The organism is Frankia sp. AgB1.9 (assembly GCF_016786355.1).
Classification (GTDB): domain Bacteria; phylum Actinomycetota; class Actinomycetes; order Frankiales; family Frankiaceae; genus Pseudofrankia.
In genome coordinates this window covers 17618-37165 of the sequence record NZ_JADWYX010000093.1, presented here as the reverse complement: position 1 = coordinate 37165, position 19548 = coordinate 17618, and the positions used below count along the sequence as shown (strand labels likewise).

The following is a 19548-nucleotide window of genomic DNA, read 5'->3' as shown; positions in this document are numbered from 1 at the left end:
GACGCTGCGGGGACAGACCCGCCACGCCCGCCGCAGGGGCCGGGGGCCGCACCGCAGGCCCCACCGACGCCAACCCGGCCTCCAAACCCTCCGACACCCTCCCCATCATCCCGGCACACACCCAGGTCGCCACAAGCAGGACGGACAGACGCCCGCCGAACTTCCAATCATCACCTTGCCGCCTGAGGTCGCCGGCGGGGATGCCGATCTCGACTCTGAGGGGGACGCCCGACAGGGCTGGCGGCTGGCGGGTTGTCCGGGGTGAAGAATGCGGCCGGGCGGTGGCGGGTGCGCCGGGTCGACCTGGAGCGATGGATCGCCGGGCGGAAGGTGCCGGCGACGGTGCTCGGGTTCGACGTCGTATGCGCGGCGCCGAAGTCGGTGAGCCTGCTGTGGGCGTTCGGCGATGAGCGGGCCAGCCGACGAGGCCCCGCCCCCGGCGTGAGCCAGGCCGGGCCGAAGCCACACCGCCGACGCCGCCATGCCCCATCCTTGGACGCCGACGTCAGCGCCTATGGCCCGCGCCCGCCTCGTCGCCACGCACCGCCTCTCGCAAGCCTCATCCCGGCCGGTCGATCCCTGCCATAACCGGCCGGGATGCGTGCCACCCGGCCCAGGCGCGACCGGCGTGCTACGCGCGCAGGGCCGGGTCACGGCGCTCGCCGACGCCGCCGAGCCGGGAGTCGTCCTCTCCCGGGGCGCGCGGCTGGTGGCCGGTGACGACGAGGGGAGCTACGCCCAGGCCCGCGTGATCCGCAGGAGACGACGCTGGGGCGGACCGCCGCTTGTCATCCTCGCCGTCGACCTCGCCACCTTCGAATCCGTCTGATCCGCCTCCGGGAGGACCCGCGCTGCCTTGCGCCGGCCGATGGGCATCCGCTCATGGCCCCTCATGGCGGGGCAGCGTCTGTCACGGGCCTGGTGTTCGGCGAACCGCGCCGCCCGGTCCCAGCGGCGGGCCAGGGCGTCGGCGCGGATGAGAGGAATTCGCGGAGCCGGTGGCTCGTCGGGGGAGCCGGTCGGGTCGGCAGGGGGGAGACTCTGCTCATCGATATGGGCGTCGGCGCTGGTGAGGACGTCGGGCAGCTTGGCGTTCAGCAGGCGCAGCGCCGGACCCTGAACAGGCACCTCTATAAGGACCACACCCGGCGGGCCTAGCCATGTGGGTACGGTGCCAGTGACATCGCTGAATCGCTGGATCGCTGGGGTTGCCAATGCTCGGGGAAGCCGAGGAGATTGGTCGGCGGGTGCGGCTGGCCCGGCTCCGGCTTGGGATGACGCAGGCTGACCTGGCGGCAGCGATGGAGCGGACGCAGGGCTGGGTGTCAAAGATGGAGCGGGGTCGGATCGAGATCGACCGCGTCGGGCTGCTGAACCAGCTCGCCACTGAGCTGCATGTCCATCCGAATGACCTGATCGGCCGGCCGTATGTCGCGTCGCCGTCGGAGAACCAGTGGCACGCCGCGGCGACGTCGATCGTGCGGGAGATGCGGCGGTTCGACCTAGCCCCGGTTTTCGACGGCACGCCGCGCCGCGCGGAGGTTCTATGGGGGCAGATGACCGGGCTACACCGGCTGCGGGACGCGGCGGCAAACGTGGCGATCCTGCGGGCGCTGCCGGACATGCTGCGGGAGGCGCGGGCGCTCGCGGAGGTGTCGTCGGGGCACGAGCGCGAGGAGGCGTTCGCGCTGTACGGCGTGCAGTGCAAGTTTGCCCACACTGCGGCGCACTCTCTGGGCCATCCTGAGCTGGTGGCGATCGCCTGCGAGCGGGCGGCCTGGGCCGCGCGTTTGTCGGGGGACCCGGTGCTGGCGGCCGTGGCCGACTGGATGCGCGCGTGGGATATGTGGACGACGGCGGACTGGGCGGACTCCCTATCCCTGCTGGACAAGGCCCTCAACGATCTCGAAGGGCCCTATGCGCGCGGTGATCAGCTTGCGTTGCGGGCGTGGGGGTCGCTGCACCTGCGGGCCGGGGTCTCGGCCGCGCGGGCCGGCGACCCCGGCCAGGCATACGACCGGATCGTCTACGCCAGGACTGCCGCCGACCGGATGGACACTGCGATAGGGCCGCCGGTCTATGACCGGCACTCGCTGACTTTCTCCAGCGGGAACGTCGCCGTCCACGCGGTGGCGGTCGCCCTGGATGCTGGAGACCACCGCCGGGCACTGCAGATGAACGCCAGGACCGACCCGGCTGTGGTCGCCGCTCTGCCGAACTCACGGCAGGGCCACCATCACCTTGACCTGGCCCGCGCGTGGCTGTGGGACAGCAACCGCGATAGGGCGCTGGCTGAGCTGGAGACCGCCGAGCGCCTGGCCCCGCAGCTCATCCGCCACCACCCGATGGCCCGGTCGACGCTGCGATCTCTGGTGACCGCCGAGCGGGCCGGCGTGCGTGAGCGGCTCCGGCGGATGTCCGATCGGTTTCACCTGGACGGCTGACCGGCGCGTATTCCGCCAGCTCATGTTCGGCCCGTGGGGCCGCCTTACCGTTCGCTGCATGACGACGCTTTCCCAGCGGCCCGCTGGTCTGGCGGCATCCTCCGCCGCGAGCCGCCGCGACGAGCACGAGCCCGCCGCGCCTCCCGGAAGCAGCCTGTTAACGCTCAGGCCCGAGAACCCCGGTTCCGCTTTCTTCGACCTGGATGCTGCCAAAACGGCAGCCGCCGCGCTGCTGGCCGCGTTCGGTGTTCCCAGTGACAGCGAAGCCGCACTGCGCACTCCCGCCCGTATGGTAGCCGGCCTGGCGGAGCTGCTGAGCACGTCGGCGTGGGAGTTCACCACCTTCCCCAACACCGAACGCCAGCACGAGCTGGTGCTGGCGCGGAACATTCCGTTCACCTCGGTCTGTGCCCATCACCTGCTGCCGTTCTCCGGCCTTGCCCATGTGGGCGTGCTGCCCGGCGAGCGCATCGCCGGCCTGTCGAAGCTGGCGCGGGCAGTGGATGAGTTCGCCGCCCGCCTGCAGGTCCAGGAGGAGCTCGGCCAGCAGATCGTCTCTTTCCTGGAGGAGAGGTTGGCGTGCCGGGGCGTCGGGGTCGTGCTTGAGGCCGAGCACCTGTGCATGACGCGCCGCGGGGTCAAGGCTCAGGGATGCGACACCGTCACCATCGCCACGCGCGGCCTGCTGCGTGACGATCCAGCCGCACGCAGCGAGTTCCTGTCCATGGCGCACGTCTCGGCGCGGAGGGCGGCATGACCTACACGATCGGGAAGGGGTTCTCCTTCGAGGCGGGGCACCGCCTGGGCGGTCTGCCTGACGGACACAAGTGCGCCCGGCCGCACGGACACTCCTACACGGTCCAGGTCATCGTGGCAGCGACAGAGCTGACCGGGCCGGGGTTCGTCACCGACTTCGCCAGCCTGGACCCGCTGAAGCGGCACCTGGCCGACGCATACGACCACCGGATGCTGAACGACGTCATCGACGCCGAGCCGACAAGCGAGCACCTGGCCCGGGTCCTGTTCGACTGGTGTGCCGCCAACATCGCTCTGCCTTCCGCGGCCGCCATCGTGGCGGTCCGCGTCAGTGAGACTTCGTCGACTTGGGCCGAGTACCGGCCCAAGCCGGCCGCGTGACCGCCGGTCCCGGAAGGAAGGCCATGACAACCACAGCTTTGGCTCTTACCGGGCCGGGCGTGCAGCGGCCCGTGCCCGTCTCGGAGATGTTCTACTCCTTCCAGGGCGAGGGCGTTAACCTCGGTCGCCGCGCTCTGTTCGTCCGCTTCATGGACTGCAACCTGACCTGCGGGTACTCCACACTGCCCGGCGAGGCGGGAACACCGCCAGAAGGCCCGATGCGCTGCGACACCGAGTACACCTGGAACGGCGCCAGCCACGACCTCACCGCCGGTGTGAGGCACCTGACGGCGGACCAGATCTGGGACGCGCTGATGGGACTCGACCCGTCCACCGCCACCCCGGCGATCGCGCCGGTCGACCTGATCGTGGCCTCCGGTGGCGAGCCGCTGCTGCGCAAGGACACGCTGCTTCACCTGGCAGGACAGGCCGGGCTGACCGGGCGGCGCATGGAGATCGAGACCAACGCCACGATCTGCCCCGGCGGGGACCTGATCGCGGCCGGGGTCGCCTTCAACGCCAGCCTCAAGCTCGCCTCCTCCGCGGTGCCACGCAAAAAGCGGATCAAGCCTGCGGCGATCCGGGAGCTCCAGGACAGCGGGCAGGCCCGTTGGAAATTCGTCGTCTGCGGCGCCGCCGACCTTGACGAGATCGCTGGGCTTCAGCGCGAGTTCGGCCTGACCGAGATCTGGCTGTCCCCCGAGGGCACCACCCCGGCCGCGGTCACAGGGCGGTTGCGGATGGCCGCCGATGCCGCCCTCGCCTTCGGCTGGAACCTCACCGTCCGCGAGCACGTCCTGATCTGGGGCGGCGAGCGTGGCAGGTGACGCCGTGCACGGCATCAGCGTCTCGGTCATCGCGCCGGCCGCCTACCTGCGCGACTTCGCCGCCCAGGACCCGGCGACCGTCCACCACGTGGCGGCCCACCGCGTGCTCAGCGATCCGGAGTACCGGGCATTCTTCGCCGAAGAGGCCGGGCTGGGTGCAGCCGTCATCGTAGACAACGGAGTCTTCGACCTCGGCCGGGCACTGCCCGCCGACGACCTGGTCCGCGCCGCGCGGGCAGTACACGCTCAGGAAATCATCCTGCCGGACGTGATGCACGACGGGCCGGCCACCATCCGCGCCAGCGACCTCGCGGCCAAGCAGATCCTCGCGATCACCAGTGAGTTCCGGCTGTGCGCGGTGGTCCACGCCGCCGGCGACCGCGAGTGGCTCGAGGTCTACGACCACTTCGCCTCGCGTGACTACACCGGCGCGATCGCCTTTCCCGCCTCGCGGTCCAAGGAGTCGAGCACGGATCTTCCGAAGAACCGCGTCGCCGCGACCACCTACCTGGAGGACCACGGACTGGTCGTCCCGGGCATGATCTACCGGCTGCTCGGCCTCGGTCGCACCGGGCACCTGGAGCTGATCTCGCAGCGTGCGCACACCTGGATCAGCTCCGTCGACGGGGCCGCTCCGGTCCTGCTCGGGGCGATGGGGGTGCGGATGCTGCCCCGCGGCCCATACAACAAGCCTCCGACCCCGCGGGTCGAGACGGTCACGCACATCGACCCCGGGCAGTTCGCCCTGATCCGCGACAATATCCAGGTCGTCCGGGACGCGGCGGGCTGCGCCGTCAAGATCAGGGTGGTCCGGTGACCGCGACGCCTTTCCAGGAGGCCATGCTGGGGGCCTCACCGATTGACGTTTACCAGCACACGATGAGCGTGCCGAGGCTGCGTCGCTACCTGGAGATGAAGGCCCACCATCTGCTCCAGGAGCGGGAGTGGGCAAGGATCCGCGTCATCGGCGCCTACGACCGCTATTGTGTCGCCTCCGAGAACGAGAAGAACGACAAGCTGTTCAACTGGCAGCGGCCTACCGCCGAGGTCCAGGGCGACACCCTCGTAATCAAGTGCTTCCCCGGCAGGGACTACGTCCGCCACTACGCGCTCATTATCGCGACCCATCTCAGCCTGGACGGCCGTTACCGTGGCCAGGTCGACTACGAGCTGCCCGATGAGCGCACCTGCGCGGCGGCCGTGGATCGGCTGGACCTGGACCCGTCAGGCGACGAGCTCGTCGTCCTCGGCTGGGGTCTCGGGCACCTCACGGACCCCGGCGGCTGGGTGCCGGGCCACGGATACGCCTGGCAGCGCGAAGAGCGCCACGGGCGACGCGTGCTGTACCTGGGCTACCTGCACAGCATCTGGGGAGATGTCGCCGGCCGTGTAGTGTCCCGCTTGGCCTCGCTCGGCGCCCGCCGCGTCGTCTACGTCGGCAAGGTCGGCGCGCTCGACCCAGCCATCGCTCCCAACACCTGCCTGGCCACCGGTGACACCAGCGTTTTGGCGGACGGCACTGCTTGCTGGAGGGACGTCTTCGCGGGGCTTGCCGACGGCCAGCCAGACATCCGCCGGGGTGTGCACGTGACCTCTCCGTCGATCCTGCTGGAAGACAGCCAGTGGCTGGCCGGCCATGGCGGCTGTCAGTTCGTCGATCCCGAGATCGGGCACATGGGACGCGCGGCAGTCGCCTCCGGGATCGAGTTCGGGTTCCTCCACATCGTCTCCAACAACCTCGCAGCCGCCTACCCAGCCGACCTGTCCAACGAGCGGCTTAGCCACGTCGTCGAACGCCGTTCCCAGCTACTCGACCGCATCCGCGAGATCATCGGGCTTCGACTCCAGGCCATCCCCCGGCGCTCTCCCGAAGGAGGCACACGCTCATGACGGTCCCGTCCGCCGGAAGGCTCATCACCGTGGCCGGCATCGACGGCGCCGGAAAGTCAACGCTGGCCGCCGCGCTGCACAGCGCGCTGAACAACGCCGGCCACGACGCGGTGCTCATCGGCAAGCACACCACCGAAGTCCCAGCAGACGCAGCTCTCTCGGCGTACCTCGACAGTCTCAACGCCATCGTCTACCGCCGCGACCAGACCGTGGGCGCGGCCTGCGGCGAGCACTACTGGTTGTTCGCCCTGGCGGCCTGGTACAGCCTGCAGGACCGCCTCGTCATCCAGCCTGCGCTCAAGGCCGGAACCCACGTCATCCTCGACAACTCCCACCACAAGATCATCGCCCGGTACGCGGCGAACCCCAGCGTCCCCCCAGGCCTCGCCCGGCAGGTCTTCGCGCACCTCACATCCGCTGACCTCGTGCTGTTCCTCCGGATCAGCCCTGGGGAGGCGCTGCGGCGCAAGGGCGGGTTCACCCCGCTGGAGGCCGGGCGAACCGGCCATACCGGGGACGCGTTCGTCAGCTACCAGGATGACGTCAGCGCCCGCCTGCGGGAGCAGGCCGGGCAAGAAGGCTGGGTTCCCATCGATGTGACCGGCCTGACCCCGGGTTCCGTGCTCGACCAGGCCCTCGCCTCGCTCGCCCCGCGACTGGGCTTCACGTGACCGCACGCGCCCGTTACCAAGAGGATCAGCACACCGTGAACGTCACACCAGGCCGGCCGTATCTGTGGCACGGCGTCACGTGGGCATCGGGAGCACCGTCGCTCCTGCTGGCCGACACCTCCACCGGCGCCCTGAGCGCCGTCGACGTCATGGGGCTGCGGACAGGGGTGAGGGCGGCGGGGCCCGGGCGATTCTGCACCGGCAGGTACGGCTTCACCAGCACCTTCGAGGTGGCCCCGGTGCCGTGCGCGCAGCAGGCGCAAGCCGGGCCAGGCGGCCAACAGTGCGCGAGATGCCTGGAGCGTGATGAGTTCCGCTTCGCCCACCGCGCGCACAAGGGCGGGCACGCCTCTGTCGCCTTGACGGCCTACCTCGGCCAGCCCCACCTGCTCTATCTCGCCACGTTTGCTAACGCCGCGAGCAAGGTCGGGACCGCAGCAGCCCCGCGACGCGTCTCGCGGGTGGACGAGCAGGGCCCCATGCATGCGACCTACCTCTTCCGGGCCGCTGACGGGCGAGCCGTCCGCATCCTGGAAGACACGCTCAGCAGTGACGTCGGACTCGCCCAAGCCATCCGCGGGCGAGCGAAACTCGCCGCTCTCGCCGACCCCGATCCCCGCCGGTCCCTCGCCGCGCACGACGCGGCCGTCGAGCGTGCGCTTTCTGCCCTGACCGCGCTAGGCCTCAGCCCGGAACCGGAGGAATGGACGCCGCCCGCCTGCGGGGCCGAGTTGCGCTCCCCGCGCCGGGGGGAGCGGATGATCTATCCTCACGACCTCCGCGATGGCGAGCACGGCTTCCAGGTCGATTCCTGCTCGGGAAGCCAGGCCCTCGTCCGCCTCAACCCCGCAGACGACGTCCGCTACCTCCTGGACCTCAGCATCCTCAAGGGACACCGTGTCCTGTTTGGCAGCTACGCGTCACCCGCGATATCCCTCCAAGGGTCACTCTTCTGACGGCAGACCCATGAACGGCCCGGCCAGCGCGCCCGGCTGTGGACAGGACCGCCCATGCAGCCTCCGGACGCCGTCGCCGGTTGGGACGACGACCAGAACGCCGAACTCTACGCCCGCTTCACCCGTGACTATCCCTTCTACGCCAGAACCAGCCGCGACCTGGCCGCGCGAGCGTCCCTACCGGAGGCGCAACTCGTCGTTGACCTGTGCGGCGGCACCGGCATCACAGCCGCCATAATGCTGGAGACCCTCCCGCCCGGTGCCAGGATCGTCTCCATCGACGCCGCGAAAGCCATGCAGGCAGCCGGCCGGCGCGTTCACCCCGATCCCCGGATCAGCTGGATCGTCGCAAGAGCCGAGGACACCGCCCTGCATATCCGCGAGCCAGCCGACGCCGTCGTTTGCAACTCGGCGATCTGGAAGACCAACACCCCCGCCGTCTTCGCCGCCGTCAAGCAAGCTCTCCGCCCTGGCGGCCGGTTCGTCTTCAACATCGGCGGGTCCTTCGCCGGCCTTCCCCCCGCACACAGCGAGCCACGCTCTGGCCCCTCCCTGAACGAGTTGATCATCGCCGTGGCCGCGGCCGAGTACGGCTACCCGCCCACCCCACACCCGCGCCCCCCCGCGCCGCTCACCGCCGACATAGTCCGGGCGCAGCTCGGCGCCGCCGGCTTCAGCGTCCTCGACACGGAGACCGTCACGCACATTGGAACCCTGCAGGAGAAACGCGCGTGGCTGTCGATTCCCGTGTTCGCCCGCCCGCCTGGCCAGTTCACCTATGAGCAGCGCATGGAAATCCTGGAACGGGCCTACGCCCAGTCCGACGTTTCTCAGCCGGTTACGACTGCGTGGCTTGTCGTCACCGCTGAAGCATGACTACCCGCGTCACCCCTCCAGGGGAGCCGACAGCGATGCAGGATTCGAGCCGCATGATGACCCCGGCCGGCGACCAGCCCCCCAGCGAACCCGGGTATGCCCAAGCCGTGCTGGTGACGGGACCCGCAAGCCTCCGGCACGAGCCAGCGGCGATCGCGCCGGCCCTTACCACCCTGGCCGTGGCCGTACCCACTGGCCGGCAGCCGCGCAACACCATACTTCTCGACCTGAGCCGTCTCGCGGACTCACTCCCTGACGGCTGCGACCAGGCACCGCTGTTCGTCCTCTCGCCCGCGGAAGGCGGCTGGCAGCCGTATACCCAGATATCGTTCACCGGGACCGATGCGCTGTTCATCGCGCTGGACGGCCCGATGGTCCAAGGCGACCCCGGGAATCCCCATACCACCCGCGAGTGGGTTGCGGACCTGTCGGCCCGCCACCGGGTGCATGCCGCCCAACTCAACAACCACCAGCGCTGGTTCATCAACATGCGCCCAGGCATGGAGATCGAGCAGAAGTTCACGCTCGCCGGGCGACCGGACATCTGGCTCCTGGCAGCCCGCACACGGGACCTCGTCGCCGCAGGGGCCATTGACGGCTGGATTCCCGAACACGGCAGCAACGGCGGGTTCGAGCAGTGGGACTTCCCCAGCCACATCTACGAGATCAACCGACCGGAGCCAGAGCGCGGCTACATCGCGTTCATCCCCGCAGTCGACGGGAGCTGGGGCATCCGGCGCAAGTGGTTTACCGCCGACGCCGTGATCCGCCGGGAAGAACTCACAGGCGGACTGGACCTCGGGCCCGACCCCGACCTTCGCTCTGTCATCAGCGACCGCTACGGCCTCGTTCCCTCGTGGAACGGCCGCTACCGGCGCGTGCGCTACAACGTGCTGCTGGAATCCCTGCACAGCGGGCACATCTTCTCAATTATGTTCGACCGCTGTATTGATGCCGACGGGCGGGCACCAGACCTGCACCAGGCGGAAGTCGAGTACATCCGCAGCCGCATGATCAGCCGCCAACACGGCGACCAGCTCATGGACGAGTTCGGCCAGCTATGTGCCTGGACATGCCACCTCCTGGCCGAGCAGGGCGTGAACGGCGCACAGGACAACCTCTCGAAGCTAACCTGGCTACGACGAGCGGCCCAGGACCACCCGTCGTAACAACCGCTTTCTACCCGGGCGAACCGCTGTGGCGCGCGTGAGCGAACCTGCCTTCCCGGAGTCCGCCACGCTACGGCGGCACTTCTCGGTATCGTGGCCCAGTGAATTCCACCGGGCTTGACCAGCGCACACTGGACTCCTGCCGTGCCGACGTCCGGGCAGCGAGGACCGAGTACGACGATGCGCTTGCCTGGCTGGAGATCGCGATGAAGGGGCCGATGGAGCCGATCGCGGCCGAGGTATGGGCGTTCGACGAGTCGTTCACGCACGTGCTACTGGTGAGTCACCGCTGGCGGGGCTGGGTTCCGCCAGGCGGGAAGGTTGAACGCGGAGAGACACCGCGAGAGGCGGCCCAGCGGGAACTCCAGGAGGAGACCGGACTCGAGGGGCAGCTCCTGGAGAATCCCGCCGCCGTGACCGTACGTACCTACCGGTCGGACTGGAGCCCCACGCTCGGGCTGTCGTACGCGGCTGTCTTGGATGGCTCCTTGACCCCCGCCGGGGAGAACTGCCAGCCAGTTGCTTGGACGCCGCTGTCGTGTGACTGGGAGGGGGCCTTCCCCGGCGACAGGCCACGGATCAGAGCCTTCGCGGCGAGCCTGAGGGCGTCCTGGCGGGCGGCATCCGCCTGAATGCCCGAAATATTCTTCATCGGCGCGTCCCGCGCCCTGTCGCACCTGCCCCGGCCGGGCATCCGACCGAGGCAGCGCACGCCATTCGGATCGTCAGCAGTCGCCGTCCGTCTTGGTGTCACACCCGTTGTCGGTGCTGCACAGGAGCGCCGCCGCAGCGGCACCCTGCTCCACGATGGTGACGTTGAGGTCGAACGGTTCCTGCGCGGTCGGGGTTTCGACCTGGGCTTGCAGATCCACTGGGCTCATGTCGGATTCCTCTCTGCTCGTGGGCCTCGGCCCGCGATCCGGCCATCACCGTCCGCGGCGCCGCCGAGACGAGTTGGAACCCGACCACGACCTCAGTCGGCACAGATTGTGTCAATATTCGGTGACCGAATCCTGCCAAGCGCTGACGATTCCGCCTTTTACGGATGTCGGGCCTCGGGAGCCGTTCCCTGAGCGGCGGCCGTCAGGCCCAGTTTTCATGCATGTTGCTGAGCGTTACGGACATCGTCGAGCTAGCGCGTTCGGCGAGCTGCTGGACGCGCACCTTGCCCGCGTCCAGGTCGGTTCCCGCGTGGCCGGCGCTCAGCTGGTGTTACTGAGTCGTGACGGACCCGTGCTGGGCAGCGGCGTCGGCTCGGTCTGGACACCTATCTGTCGTGGCCGGTGGCGGCTACGGTTCCGCAGTGGCCAGGAGTGCTCGCAGCCGCGGTGCCCCCGCCCAGGTCAGAGCCACGGACCCAGTACCGTGCGGTAAATAGGCTGGTACTGTTGGCGAACGCATCGTCGTTGACTGGACACGACATGGAGAACGACCTGCCGCTCGGCAAGCGCATCGCAGCCTTTCGCAAACTCCGTGGCTGGACGCAGGCCGGACTCGCGCAGCGGCTGAACCGCTCGACCAGCTGGGTAACCAAGATCGAAAGGGGCGAGCGCCAGGTTGACTCCGTGAGCGTCCTCTTGGAGCTTGCGCGCGCGCTGTCCATACCGTTGCATCAGCTCACTGGACGTGAAGACCCGGACCGTGAGGCCTCCCCAGACAGCGGAACAACGCCTCTACGCCTCGTTCTAGACCGGAGCGCAAGCCTCACACGCACCGTGTCCGCACCCCGATCAGGCTCCGTTCTCCTGGACGAGGCTGGCTCGCTTCGCCGCCTGTACAACGTCTCTGACCGAGGGTTTTCCTCGTCCATCCCGTTGCTTGCCGAACTCATATCAGAGGCAAGGACGGCATCCGACGAGCGGGACGGGGACGACCGGAGAGACGCAGCCATCGCGCTTGCGCACCTCTACAGGCTCGCGTCATTGGATCTGCGGCGAAGAGGCGACTTTAGCCGGGCGCGGCTCGCGATCGACCGCGCCCTCCTGGCTGCCGAAAACACTGGAAACGACCTTCTCATCGCCTCCGTGAGCGCGACGCTCACCGTCCAGTTGATGATGCAGGGAAACCCCGAGGACGGCGTAGCGCTGGCTTCCGACGCCGTCAGCCTGCTACGTCGGCTTCGCACCGTTAACGACCCGGACTCATATACGGTCATCGACGGCGCGCTACACCTCTACGCGGCCCAAGCCGCAGCGCGGGCTGGAGACTCAGCAGAATCGGAAAACCTTCTAAAGATCGCGACAGAGGTCGCGGCGAAGTCAGGTGTCGATCGTGAAAGACATTCTTTGATTTTCGGTCCAACCAATGTCTCGATACAGAAGGTTGGCATCTTCGTCGACGCGCACCGTCCGCATGAAGCCCTGCGCGAGGCTACTCGCGTAAGCGCCGACAAGGCGGGGAGCGTGAGCCGCAAATGCTATCACTATCTACATCTTGCTAGAGCACATGGCATGCTGGGTCACGACGATTCCGTGATCGACGCGCTGACGGCAGCCTACAGCGCCGCACCGGAGTTCGTCCGCCACGATCCCCTTGCCCGAGAGCGAGTGCGAGATCTCGTTCGGCGCAGACGTTCCTTCGACGAGCGACTCAGGCGCTTGGCGAACGATGTCAACGTTCTCGATTGACTACTTCTTCCGTGCTCGAAGCGAGAAGAAGAGGGGCAATTCCGCCTCAATGTCGTCGGGCAGGACGAACTCGCGTCCGGAACGTTGACGAAGAAAAGGCCACGGTCGGTCGAGCCAGCTGAACTCATGAAAGAACTCGATGATCAATCCGGCTTGAGCCATGGCCGTAATGATTTCTCCCGTGCTGTGCGTCCATAGATACTTAACGGAAGATTCGATTTTTGCATTGGGATCGGCGTAGCTGCCCTCGACTCTGTAAGTGACTGGCGCGGGCCTTGGCCAGTATGGTCGACTCACTCTCAACTCGACAGACGTATCGTCCAGCGTCTTGGCGATGGGATGAATATCCGTCAAGTAGACGAAACCGCCTGGATTCAAGTAGGCCTCGATGATCCGCGCCCATCCGGCCAGGTCAGGCAGCCAGCCAAGAACTCCCCTTGACGTATAGACGACGTCCCAGGTGCCAGCCAGCGTTTCAGGAAGCCTCATCACGTCTGAGCACACGAAGGTCGCGTCAACTCCGAGTTCCTTCGCCAAGGCATTTGCAATTCCTACCGCCCGCGACGAGAAGTCGACACCCGTGACCTTCGCGCCACGCCTTGCCCAAGAGACTGAATCGGCGCCGATCTGGCACTGAAGATGCAGCATTGTCAAACCGCTGACATCACCCACCTCGTCCACCTCGTAAGGGCGCAGCTTGTCGACCCCCCTGCGCACAGAGTCAAGATCATACCAGTCGCTTCGGGCGTGAAGTTCTGCCCACTCGTCCCATAGACTCCGGTTGGATTCGAGGTAACGATCAACATCGCCCATACGGCGGACCCCTGTTCTAGTCGTCTCCTCCTGTCAGATTACGCGAGAACGCGGCCTCCCGTCGCCAAAGGCGGCGCGGGGCATGTGACCACGCCTAGTGACGATGGCCGGTTTCGATGGAAGATCCGGAAGACCTCGCGGCGCCCACGTTCTACTTCGGGTGTTGTAACAACTTAAGCGGACGGGCTGCGATCGGCTGTCGGACCGCACTACCACAAGCTGTGTCACCCACCCTCGCGGGTTGAGGTCATTCTCAAACCAGTACCACCACCCAGTCCATGTAGCCCGCATGAAGCTCGACCGCGCTAGGTGGACGAGAGGTAGCGCTCCCATCGCGCCTGCGCGGGATGAAGACCAGCTAACAAGACGAGTACAACCGGCCGTCCGCCGTTCAGGGCCATCTCAATGCTCCGGGCCTCTGGCCCGGAGCGCATAGCCCTGTTCGACCCGTCGGCGCGGCGGCACGTCCGTCGCGTGAACGCACGCAGAGGGAATCAGCCATGACCGACTCCGGCGACGGGCTGTGCCGCGTTGCGGCGCTGCACGATCGGCCCAACTCGACCTGCTGTCCGAGATCGGGCTCTGCCACGGCACGGCCGGACTCCTGCAAGCCGCGTGGCGGATGGCCACCGACGCCCGCAGCGGGCAGATCGCCGCCGAACTTCCCGCCCTGACCGCCCGGCTGACCACGCAGCTAGCCCAGGGCACACCCGACCCCGAACTTCTCGACGGCGCCGCGGGGGCTGCTCTGGCCCTGCACACCGTCGGTACAGGCGCTGTCCCAGTCTCCGGCTGGGGCGCGGCCTTCCTCCTCGCCTGACAGGACACCGACCGGCATGCATTCCGATCCTTGGCGTCAGCTCAACGTCGCGTTCCCCGACTGGAGCTGCGCTGAACTCACCGCCGTGGCCCACCTGGGACCGCTGTTGACCGCCGCCGAAGACGACGGCCGCCTCGACGCCTGGTTCTTCATCCGTAAGGCGCCCTACTGGCGTATTCGCTACTCGGCCGCCGACCCGACCGCCGCGACCACGTTTCTTCGCCAGCAACTCGAGATGTTCGCGACCACGCGGGCCATCGAGGGCATCGCCGAGGTCGTCTACGAACCCGAGACCCATGTGTTCGGAGGCGGGGCGGCGACTGTCACCGCACACCGGCTGTTCCATTCCGACAGCCGACATCTGCTCGCCCAGCTCGCCGACCCGCCGAGTCCAGCCGGCGGACATCGCCGGGAACTCGCCTTCCTCGTCTGCACCGCACTGCTACGTGCCGCCGGACTGGACTGGTACGAGCAAGGAGACGTCTGGGCGCGGGTCGCCGAGCACCGCAAACTCCCCGACCCGGTCCCAGGCTGCACCCACCCCGGGCAGGCAGAGGTGGAAATGTTCCTGGCCGCCGATCCGGACCACCTGAGCCACCACGGCGGCCCGCTGGCGTTCGCCGCCGCCTGGATCGCCGCGCACAGCACCGCCGGACGCCACCTGGCCACCCTCGCCGCCGCAGGAACACTCCACCGCGGCCTGCGCGCCGTCGTCGCCCACCACGTCCTGTTCACCTGGAACCGCCACGGCCTGCCCTACGCGACCCAGGGCGTCCTCGCGCGCACCGCCACGTCCGCCGTGTTCGGACCCGATCCCGCGAGCCAGCCTCCCCGCGAAAGGACACGGCCATGAACCATAGCGACGCCCACCCCACCCCCACCAGCACCCTCGGCCGGTTCCCCCTGATACAGCGCCCCCGGCCGCCCGGCCTCCCCCTACACATCCGGATCAGGCAACTCACGAACCCTGCGACCCAGGCCGCCGACAAGGCCGACAGGGGCATCGTCCGGGCCGCCGAGGTAGGCGAGGAGGCCAGCCCCCCACCTCGCCAGACCGACCGAGCCACCGCCCACGTCAGCACGGGCCCGGCCGCTGATGGTCCGCCCTCGCCGTCGATGGCCAAGGCCGGTCGGCCGGCGGGCCGGTCGGTGGAGCGGTGGATGTCCACGACGGCGACCGCGCCTGGTATCGCTCGCGCGCAGGTCGCGGCCACCCTGGTCGAGTGGCGGCTGGAGTCGCTGGTGGATGACGCGCGGCTGGTCGCCAGCGAGTTGACCTGCAACGCGGTCAACGCCGCGACCGCCCCGGGCCTCGACCCGAACGACCGATTCCTGCGGTTCATCGGCCTGCGGCTGACCGAGACAGCCCAGCGGCTGTTCATCGAGGTCTTCGATGTCGCGCCTGGTCTGCCGACCCTTCGCCCGACGGAGGAGCTCGCGGAGGGCGGCCACGGGCTGCACCTGGTGGCCGCCGTCGCGGACTGGGGCGTCTACGCGACCAAGGGCGGCGCGGGCAAGGTCGTCTGGGCCTCCTTCGACCACGACCGTTCACCCGGGGAGAGCGATCGTGGGCTGGGTCTGCTGCCGAGACGCAGCCCGGCCACGCCCGATGCCCCACCGCTGGTGGGCGAGGATGCGGAGTCGCTGGGTCGGTTCCTGGAGGCCCTGCGCGTACACACGTTTCCCACCGTCTCTGGGTTAGCTCCCAGCCCGGTTGAGGGCGGTGCGCGGTGACGGTGTCACTGGTCCTGCTGGCGGCGGGTGCCGGCTGCGTCGTCGTCGCCGGCTGGAAGGTCGCCGCGACCGTAGGTGCCTCCTGGTCGGTGCGGCGTCGCTGGGCGGCCGGCGCCGCGACGACGAGCGCCCTGTTGGCGTTGCTCAGCGCCCGCCTCGGCGTGCCCGGCGCGGAGGTGTTGCACGCGCTGGTGGGGGCGTGGGCGGTGTGGGACTGGTGGCGCACCCAGCCCCCACGCCCACGCACACGCCGACGAGTCCTCACGGGCGCGGCGTCATGACACAGTCCTTGGTCGTCTCCGGAAGCCGGCTCCCGTGGCAGCGTGTTGAATCCCCGTCGGTGTCGGCGCTGGTGGATTTTAAGCGGGCACAGTCGGCGCGGATCGAGAACTATTTCCTGGGCGGGAAAGATAACTTCCCGGTCGACCGGGAAGTCGGTACAAGTGCGTTGTCGGTGTTTTCGGATCTGTGGTTGGCGGCGCGGGCGCGTCGTGCGTTCCTGTGTCGCGCCGTGGCCTTTTTGGCCGGTGCGGGGTTTCGGCGGTTCCTCGATGTAGGGGTCGGCCTTCCGGCCAGTCCTGATCTGCATGAGGTCGCCCAGGGTGTTGTCCCGGCAGCGAGGGTCGTCTACGTCGACCGCGACCCGCTGGTGCTGCTGCACGCCCGCGCGTTGCTGGCCTCTGGCCCGCGGGGGTGTGTCGAGATTGTGGACGCGGACCTGCGCGACCCCGCGAAGATCCTCGCGCTGGCGTGTTTTGACGAGGGCGAGCCGGTCGTACTCAGCCTCAGCGGGGTCCTGCCGTTTGTGTCTGACGGCGAGGATCCGTACGGGATCGTCGCGCAGCTGCTGGCGGGGTTGCCGGCGGGCAGCGCGTTGCTGCTCGACCATCTGACCGCCGACTACGCGCCCGAGGCCGTGGCCGGGCTGGTCGCGGTCTACAAGGCCGCCGACATTCCGCTCCGGGCCCGCAGCCGTGAGCAGGTCGCCCGGTTCGTTGCCGGTCTGGAGGTTCTGGGCCCGGGGTTGGTGTCCTGCCAGCGCTGGAACCCCGACCCCACCGACCTGGACGACCTGCCGGCCGATGGGGCGGTGAGTTGCTATGGCGTCGTCGCCCGCCTCTAGACCGCCGGCGTCCCGGGGTGGGGGTCCTGGGGTGGAGGCCCGGGTGGCCAGGTCCGTGCGGCTGGGTGGCGAGGACGCGGTCGATGTTGAGGTGCGGGTGCCGTGGCTGCGCCTACCGGTAGGGACGGCGGGGTTGTTGATCCGCCGCCAGCCGGGCCTGGGGGGCGGTGGGCGCAGCGGGCCGGTCGCGCGCCATGTTCGGGACGGTGCGGGTGTGGAGTTCCGGGCGGTGACCTCAGGAGGTCTGTGGCCGGCAGCGCTGGCGATGTGCCAGCTTCCCCACGTCCGTCACGTGGTCGTTTTCCCGGTGAACGGGTCGCCGTCGCGGGCGGCGCTCGCGATCGCGGTCGGGGACCTGCTGACCCGCCCGTCCCAGACGTCGCTGTCCGCGACGGTCGTTTGCGGGACCGAGCCGCCTACCCGCGGGGGCCTGAACGTGGTGCGCCACGAGGTTGTGCTGACCGCTCCCGGGGGGAGCAGCGACCGGGTCGTCTGGCAGATCCTCACCGCCGAGAACCACCCCCGCCAGGCGGGCGACCTCGACGCCACACCACCGACGGACATGACCGCAGGACCCCCTCTACGCGCCGCCGCGCTGACAACGTCTGACACAGGAAACGGAAAGCGGACACGATGACTGTTGATCTGCGGACGGATGTGCCGCATTCCGCGCGGATGTACGACTGGTACCTGGATGGCAAGGACAACTTTCCGCCTGATCGCGCGGCCGGGAAGCTGGTACTGGAGACTTTCCCGCAGGCACGGACGGTCGCCCGCTCGAACAGGGCTTTCCTACGGCGCGCTATCCGGTTCCTCGCGGCCGAGGCGGGCGTGGACCAGTTTCTGGACATCGGCACGGGTATTCCGACCTCGCCTAATCTTCATGAGGTCGCCCAGCAGATCACGCCGCGGGCGCGGGTCCTTTACGTGGACAACGATCCGATCGTTTTGGCGCATGCCCGTGCCCTGCTGACCAGTCATCCCGAGGGTGCGACCGCCTACCTGGACGCGAACCTCCTGGACCCCGGCCGGATCCTCGACTCGGACGAGGTCCGGGACACGTTGGACCTGACTCGTCCAGTCGGCCTGTCGCTGATCGCGGTCCTGCATTTCCTGCCCGATGACACCGACCCGCACGGCATCGTCGCGACCCTGCTGGACGCGCTCCCGCCGGGCAGCTACCTGACGATCACGCATGCGACCGCCGACTTCGCCCGCGCCCAGGCCGACCAGGCCGCCAAGATCTACCGCGCCCTCGGCATCCCCGCCCAGACACGCAGCCGCGACGAGGTCGCCTCCTTCTTCGACGGCCTCGAACTAGTCGACCCCGGGGTTGTCGTCGCGCACCGGTGGCGCCCCGGTGTGGGGAGCGACGTTCCCGAGCAGCCCGATGGCCACAGCGAGGGTCCCCTCACCGACGCGGACGTGTCCTGCTGGGCAGCGGTCGGCGCCAAACCCTGAGCCGCCGTGGTCTCGACGTCCTGCTGGTACCTGATGAAGGGGGGAGCTGTGCGCGTGGACTTGTTGGCGGCGACGCCGGAGCAGCTCGTGGACGCGGTGCAGGCCGTGCTCGCCGGCGGCCCGGTCTCTGACGTGGCGGAGCTGCACGGCCTGACGCAGGAGGTGGTCCGCGCGGCGCTGGCGGCGTATCACGAGGCCGGGACAGCGGCGCTGACCCAGGCGGCGTTCCGCTGGTACACCACCCGGCTGATGTTCGCCGATCAGCGGCGCGCCGAGCAGACGATGGCCGCCATCGTGGGCCCGGTCCTGGACACCCTGCACCTTGGCGCCGAGCCGGTGGACTGGTGGTACGCCCGCCGCGAGGGCGACTGGCGGGTCCACCTACGCCACCCCGACCCCGCCGCCCTCGGGACCTTCCTGCACGACCTCGGACGGGGACGGCCCGTCGCGGCGACCCAGCCGCAGGTCCACGAACCGGACCTACGGCCGTTCGGCGGGCTGAGCGGCACCACGATCGCCTACGACCTGTTCGTCGCCGAAAGCCATAGCCTGCTCGCCTACGCCCGCCGCCCGCACCCGCCGCTGGACCGCCGCGACCTGTCTATCGCCGTCCTGGACGTCCTGCTCACCGCGGCCGGCCTCAGCCCGCACGCCCGCGGCGGGCTCTACGCGCAGGTCTGCGTCAGGCTGGCGCCGCGCCGCGCGGCCGAACCGGACGGCATCCACCAGCTCGGCGCGGACCTGCACCACCGGCTACTGAGCGACCGGCACCTGCACACCGCGATCGAGGGCCGCTGGGCGCAGGCCGCCGCGACCGCCGGCACCCAACTCGCCGCCGCCGCCACCGCTGGGCTGCTCACCGGCGACCTGTCCGACGTCCTGGTCGCCCTCATCCGCGCCCACTGGTCACGCCTCGGCCTATCCGCCACCGCCCAAGCCGTCCTCGCCCGTGCCGCGAACGACGCCTACGACCGATGCTGACCGCCGCCGCGATCCCCGG

24 protein-coding genes are annotated in these 19548 nt (G+C 69.0%); 22 read left to right on the top strand and 2 right to left on the bottom strand.

Going from position 1 to position 19548, the window contains the following annotated elements:
- Positions 1-261: 261 nt before the first annotated feature.
- The 13 genes from I6A60_RS44215 (at position 262) to I6A60_RS29405 (ending at position 10602) form a co-directional block, all read left to right on the top strand.
- Complete coding sequence (locus I6A60_RS44215; protein WP_203019062.1) at positions 262-588, top strand: relaxase domain-containing protein; 327 nt, start codon at positions 262-264, stop codon at positions 586-588.
- A gap of 13 nt (positions 589-601) precedes the next feature.
- On the top strand, positions 602-829 hold the full coding sequence (locus tag I6A60_RS29460; protein ID WP_203019043.1) for a hypothetical protein: 228 nt from the start codon (positions 602-604) through the stop codon (positions 827-829).
- A 385-nt stretch (positions 830-1214) separates the two neighbouring features.
- A complete protein-coding gene (locus I6A60_RS29455) occupies positions 1215-2444 on the top strand; it encodes a helix-turn-helix domain-containing protein (protein WP_203019041.1) in 1230 nt (409 codons plus the stop codon).
- A gap of 58 nt (positions 2445-2502) precedes the next feature.
- Positions 2503-3201, top strand: coding sequence for a GTP cyclohydrolase I (gene folE, locus I6A60_RS29450; protein ID WP_203019039.1), 699 nt, complete (start codon positions 2503-2505; stop codon positions 3199-3201).
- Positions 3198-3581 carry a 6-carboxytetrahydropterin synthase gene (locus I6A60_RS29445; protein WP_203019037.1) on the top strand — a complete coding sequence of 128 codons (384 nt, stop codon included), beginning with the start codon at positions 3198-3200 and terminating at the stop codon, positions 3579-3581. Before folE ends, I6A60_RS29445 begins: the two co-directional genes overlap by 4 nt.
- Before the next feature lie 23 nt (positions 3582-3604).
- Positions 3605-4408: a 7-carboxy-7-deazaguanine synthase QueE gene (locus tag I6A60_RS29440; RefSeq protein ID WP_203019035.1), complete on the top strand. Its 804-nt coding sequence runs from the start codon at positions 3605-3607 to the stop codon at positions 4406-4408.
- Positions 4398-5225 (top strand): hypothetical protein, encoded by an 828-nt coding sequence (locus I6A60_RS29435; protein ID WP_203019033.1) that lies wholly within the window; start codon positions 4398-4400, stop codon positions 5223-5225. Before I6A60_RS29440 ends, I6A60_RS29435 begins: the two co-directional genes overlap by 11 nt.
- Positions 5222-6298, top strand: a complete 1077-nt coding sequence (locus tag I6A60_RS29430; RefSeq protein ID WP_203019031.1) for a hypothetical protein — start codon at positions 5222-5224, stop codon at positions 6296-6298. Before I6A60_RS29435 ends, I6A60_RS29430 begins: the two co-directional genes overlap by 4 nt.
- Positions 6295-6969 (top strand): hypothetical protein, encoded by a 675-nt coding sequence (locus tag I6A60_RS29425; RefSeq protein ID WP_203019029.1) that lies wholly within the window; start codon positions 6295-6297, stop codon positions 6967-6969. Before I6A60_RS29430 ends, I6A60_RS29425 begins: the two co-directional genes overlap by 4 nt.
- Positions 6970-7004: 35 nt before the next feature.
- Positions 7005-7925 carry a DUF2797 domain-containing protein gene (locus tag I6A60_RS29420; protein ID WP_203019027.1) on the top strand — a complete coding sequence of 307 codons (921 nt, stop codon included), beginning with the start codon at positions 7005-7007 and terminating at the stop codon, positions 7923-7925.
- Between the two features lie 54 nt (positions 7926-7979).
- Entirely contained in the window at positions 7980-8801 is an 822-nt protein-coding gene (locus tag I6A60_RS29415) for a trans-aconitate 2-methyltransferase (protein ID WP_203019025.1), read from the top strand.
- A gap of 56 nt (positions 8802-8857) precedes the next feature.
- Complete coding sequence (locus I6A60_RS29410) at positions 8858-9970, top strand: hypothetical protein (RefSeq protein WP_203042577.1); 1113 nt, start codon at positions 8858-8860, stop codon at positions 9968-9970.
- 101 nt (positions 9971-10071) lie between these two features.
- Positions 10072-10602 carry an NUDIX hydrolase gene (locus tag I6A60_RS29405; RefSeq protein WP_307873929.1) on the top strand — a complete coding sequence of 177 codons (531 nt, stop codon included), beginning with the start codon at positions 10072-10074 and terminating at the stop codon, positions 10600-10602.
- A gap of 93 nt (positions 10603-10695) precedes the next feature.
- On the opposite strand, the gene fxlA is transcribed toward I6A60_RS29405, so the two are convergent.
- A complete protein-coding gene (fxlA, locus tag I6A60_RS29400; protein ID WP_203019021.1) occupies positions 10696-10851 on the bottom strand; it encodes an FxLD family lanthipeptide in 156 nt (51 codons plus the stop codon).
- Positions 10852-11391: 540 nt separating this feature from the next.
- On the opposite strand from fxlA, the gene I6A60_RS29395 reads away from it, so the two are divergent.
- Positions 11392-12597: a helix-turn-helix domain-containing protein gene (locus tag I6A60_RS29395; protein ID WP_203019019.1), complete on the top strand. Its 1206-nt coding sequence runs from the start codon at positions 11392-11394 to the stop codon at positions 12595-12597.
- Here the strand turns inward: I6A60_RS29395 and I6A60_RS29390 are convergent, their stop codons facing one another.
- Positions 12598-13410, bottom strand: a complete 813-nt coding sequence (locus I6A60_RS29390; RefSeq protein WP_203019017.1) for a bifunctional 2-polyprenyl-6-hydroxyphenol methylase/3-demethylubiquinol 3-O-methyltransferase UbiG — start codon at positions 13408-13410, stop codon at positions 12598-12600. It lies immediately after the preceding gene.
- 523 nt (positions 13411-13933) lie between these two features.
- Between I6A60_RS29390 and I6A60_RS29385 the strand changes: the two genes are divergently transcribed.
- The 8 genes from I6A60_RS29385 to I6A60_RS29350 are packed head-to-tail and all read left to right on the top strand — an operon-like array spanning position 13934 to position 19529.
- Positions 13934-14230, top strand: coding sequence for a hypothetical protein (locus I6A60_RS29385; RefSeq protein WP_238436495.1), 297 nt, complete (start codon positions 13934-13936; stop codon positions 14228-14230).
- Between the two features lie 16 nt (positions 14231-14246).
- On the top strand, positions 14247-15083 hold the full coding sequence (locus tag I6A60_RS29380; RefSeq protein ID WP_203019015.1) for a thiopeptide-type bacteriocin biosynthesis protein: 837 nt from the start codon (positions 14247-14249) through the stop codon (positions 15081-15083).
- Positions 15080-15964 carry an ATP-binding protein gene (locus I6A60_RS29375; RefSeq protein WP_203019011.1) on the top strand — a complete coding sequence of 295 codons (885 nt, stop codon included), beginning with the start codon at positions 15080-15082 and terminating at the stop codon, positions 15962-15964. The genes I6A60_RS29380 and I6A60_RS29375 overlap by 4 nt, the downstream gene beginning before the upstream one ends.
- A complete protein-coding gene (locus I6A60_RS29370) occupies positions 15961-16245 on the top strand; it encodes a hypothetical protein (RefSeq protein ID WP_203019010.1) in 285 nt (94 codons plus the stop codon). The genes I6A60_RS29375 and I6A60_RS29370 overlap by 4 nt, the downstream gene beginning before the upstream one ends.
- A 59-nt stretch (positions 16246-16304) precedes the next feature.
- Positions 16305-17087: an SAM-dependent methyltransferase gene (locus I6A60_RS29365; RefSeq protein ID WP_203019009.1), complete on the top strand. Its 783-nt coding sequence runs from the start codon at positions 16305-16307 to the stop codon at positions 17085-17087.
- A gap of 43 nt (positions 17088-17130) precedes the next feature.
- The gene (locus I6A60_RS29360; protein WP_203018999.1) at positions 17131-17724 is read left to right on the top strand and encodes a hypothetical protein; all 594 of its coding nucleotides are present in this window, start codon (positions 17131-17133) and stop codon (positions 17722-17724) included.
- Positions 17721-18548: an SAM-dependent methyltransferase gene (locus I6A60_RS29355; protein ID WP_203018997.1), complete on the top strand. Its 828-nt coding sequence runs from the start codon at positions 17721-17723 to the stop codon at positions 18546-18548. Before I6A60_RS29360 ends, I6A60_RS29355 begins: the two co-directional genes overlap by 4 nt.
- A 54-nt stretch (positions 18549-18602) precedes the next feature.
- Entirely contained in the window at positions 18603-19529 is a 927-nt protein-coding gene (locus I6A60_RS29350; protein ID WP_203018995.1) for a thiopeptide-type bacteriocin biosynthesis protein, read from the top strand.
- The last annotated feature ends 19 nt before the right edge of the window (positions 19530-19548 follow it).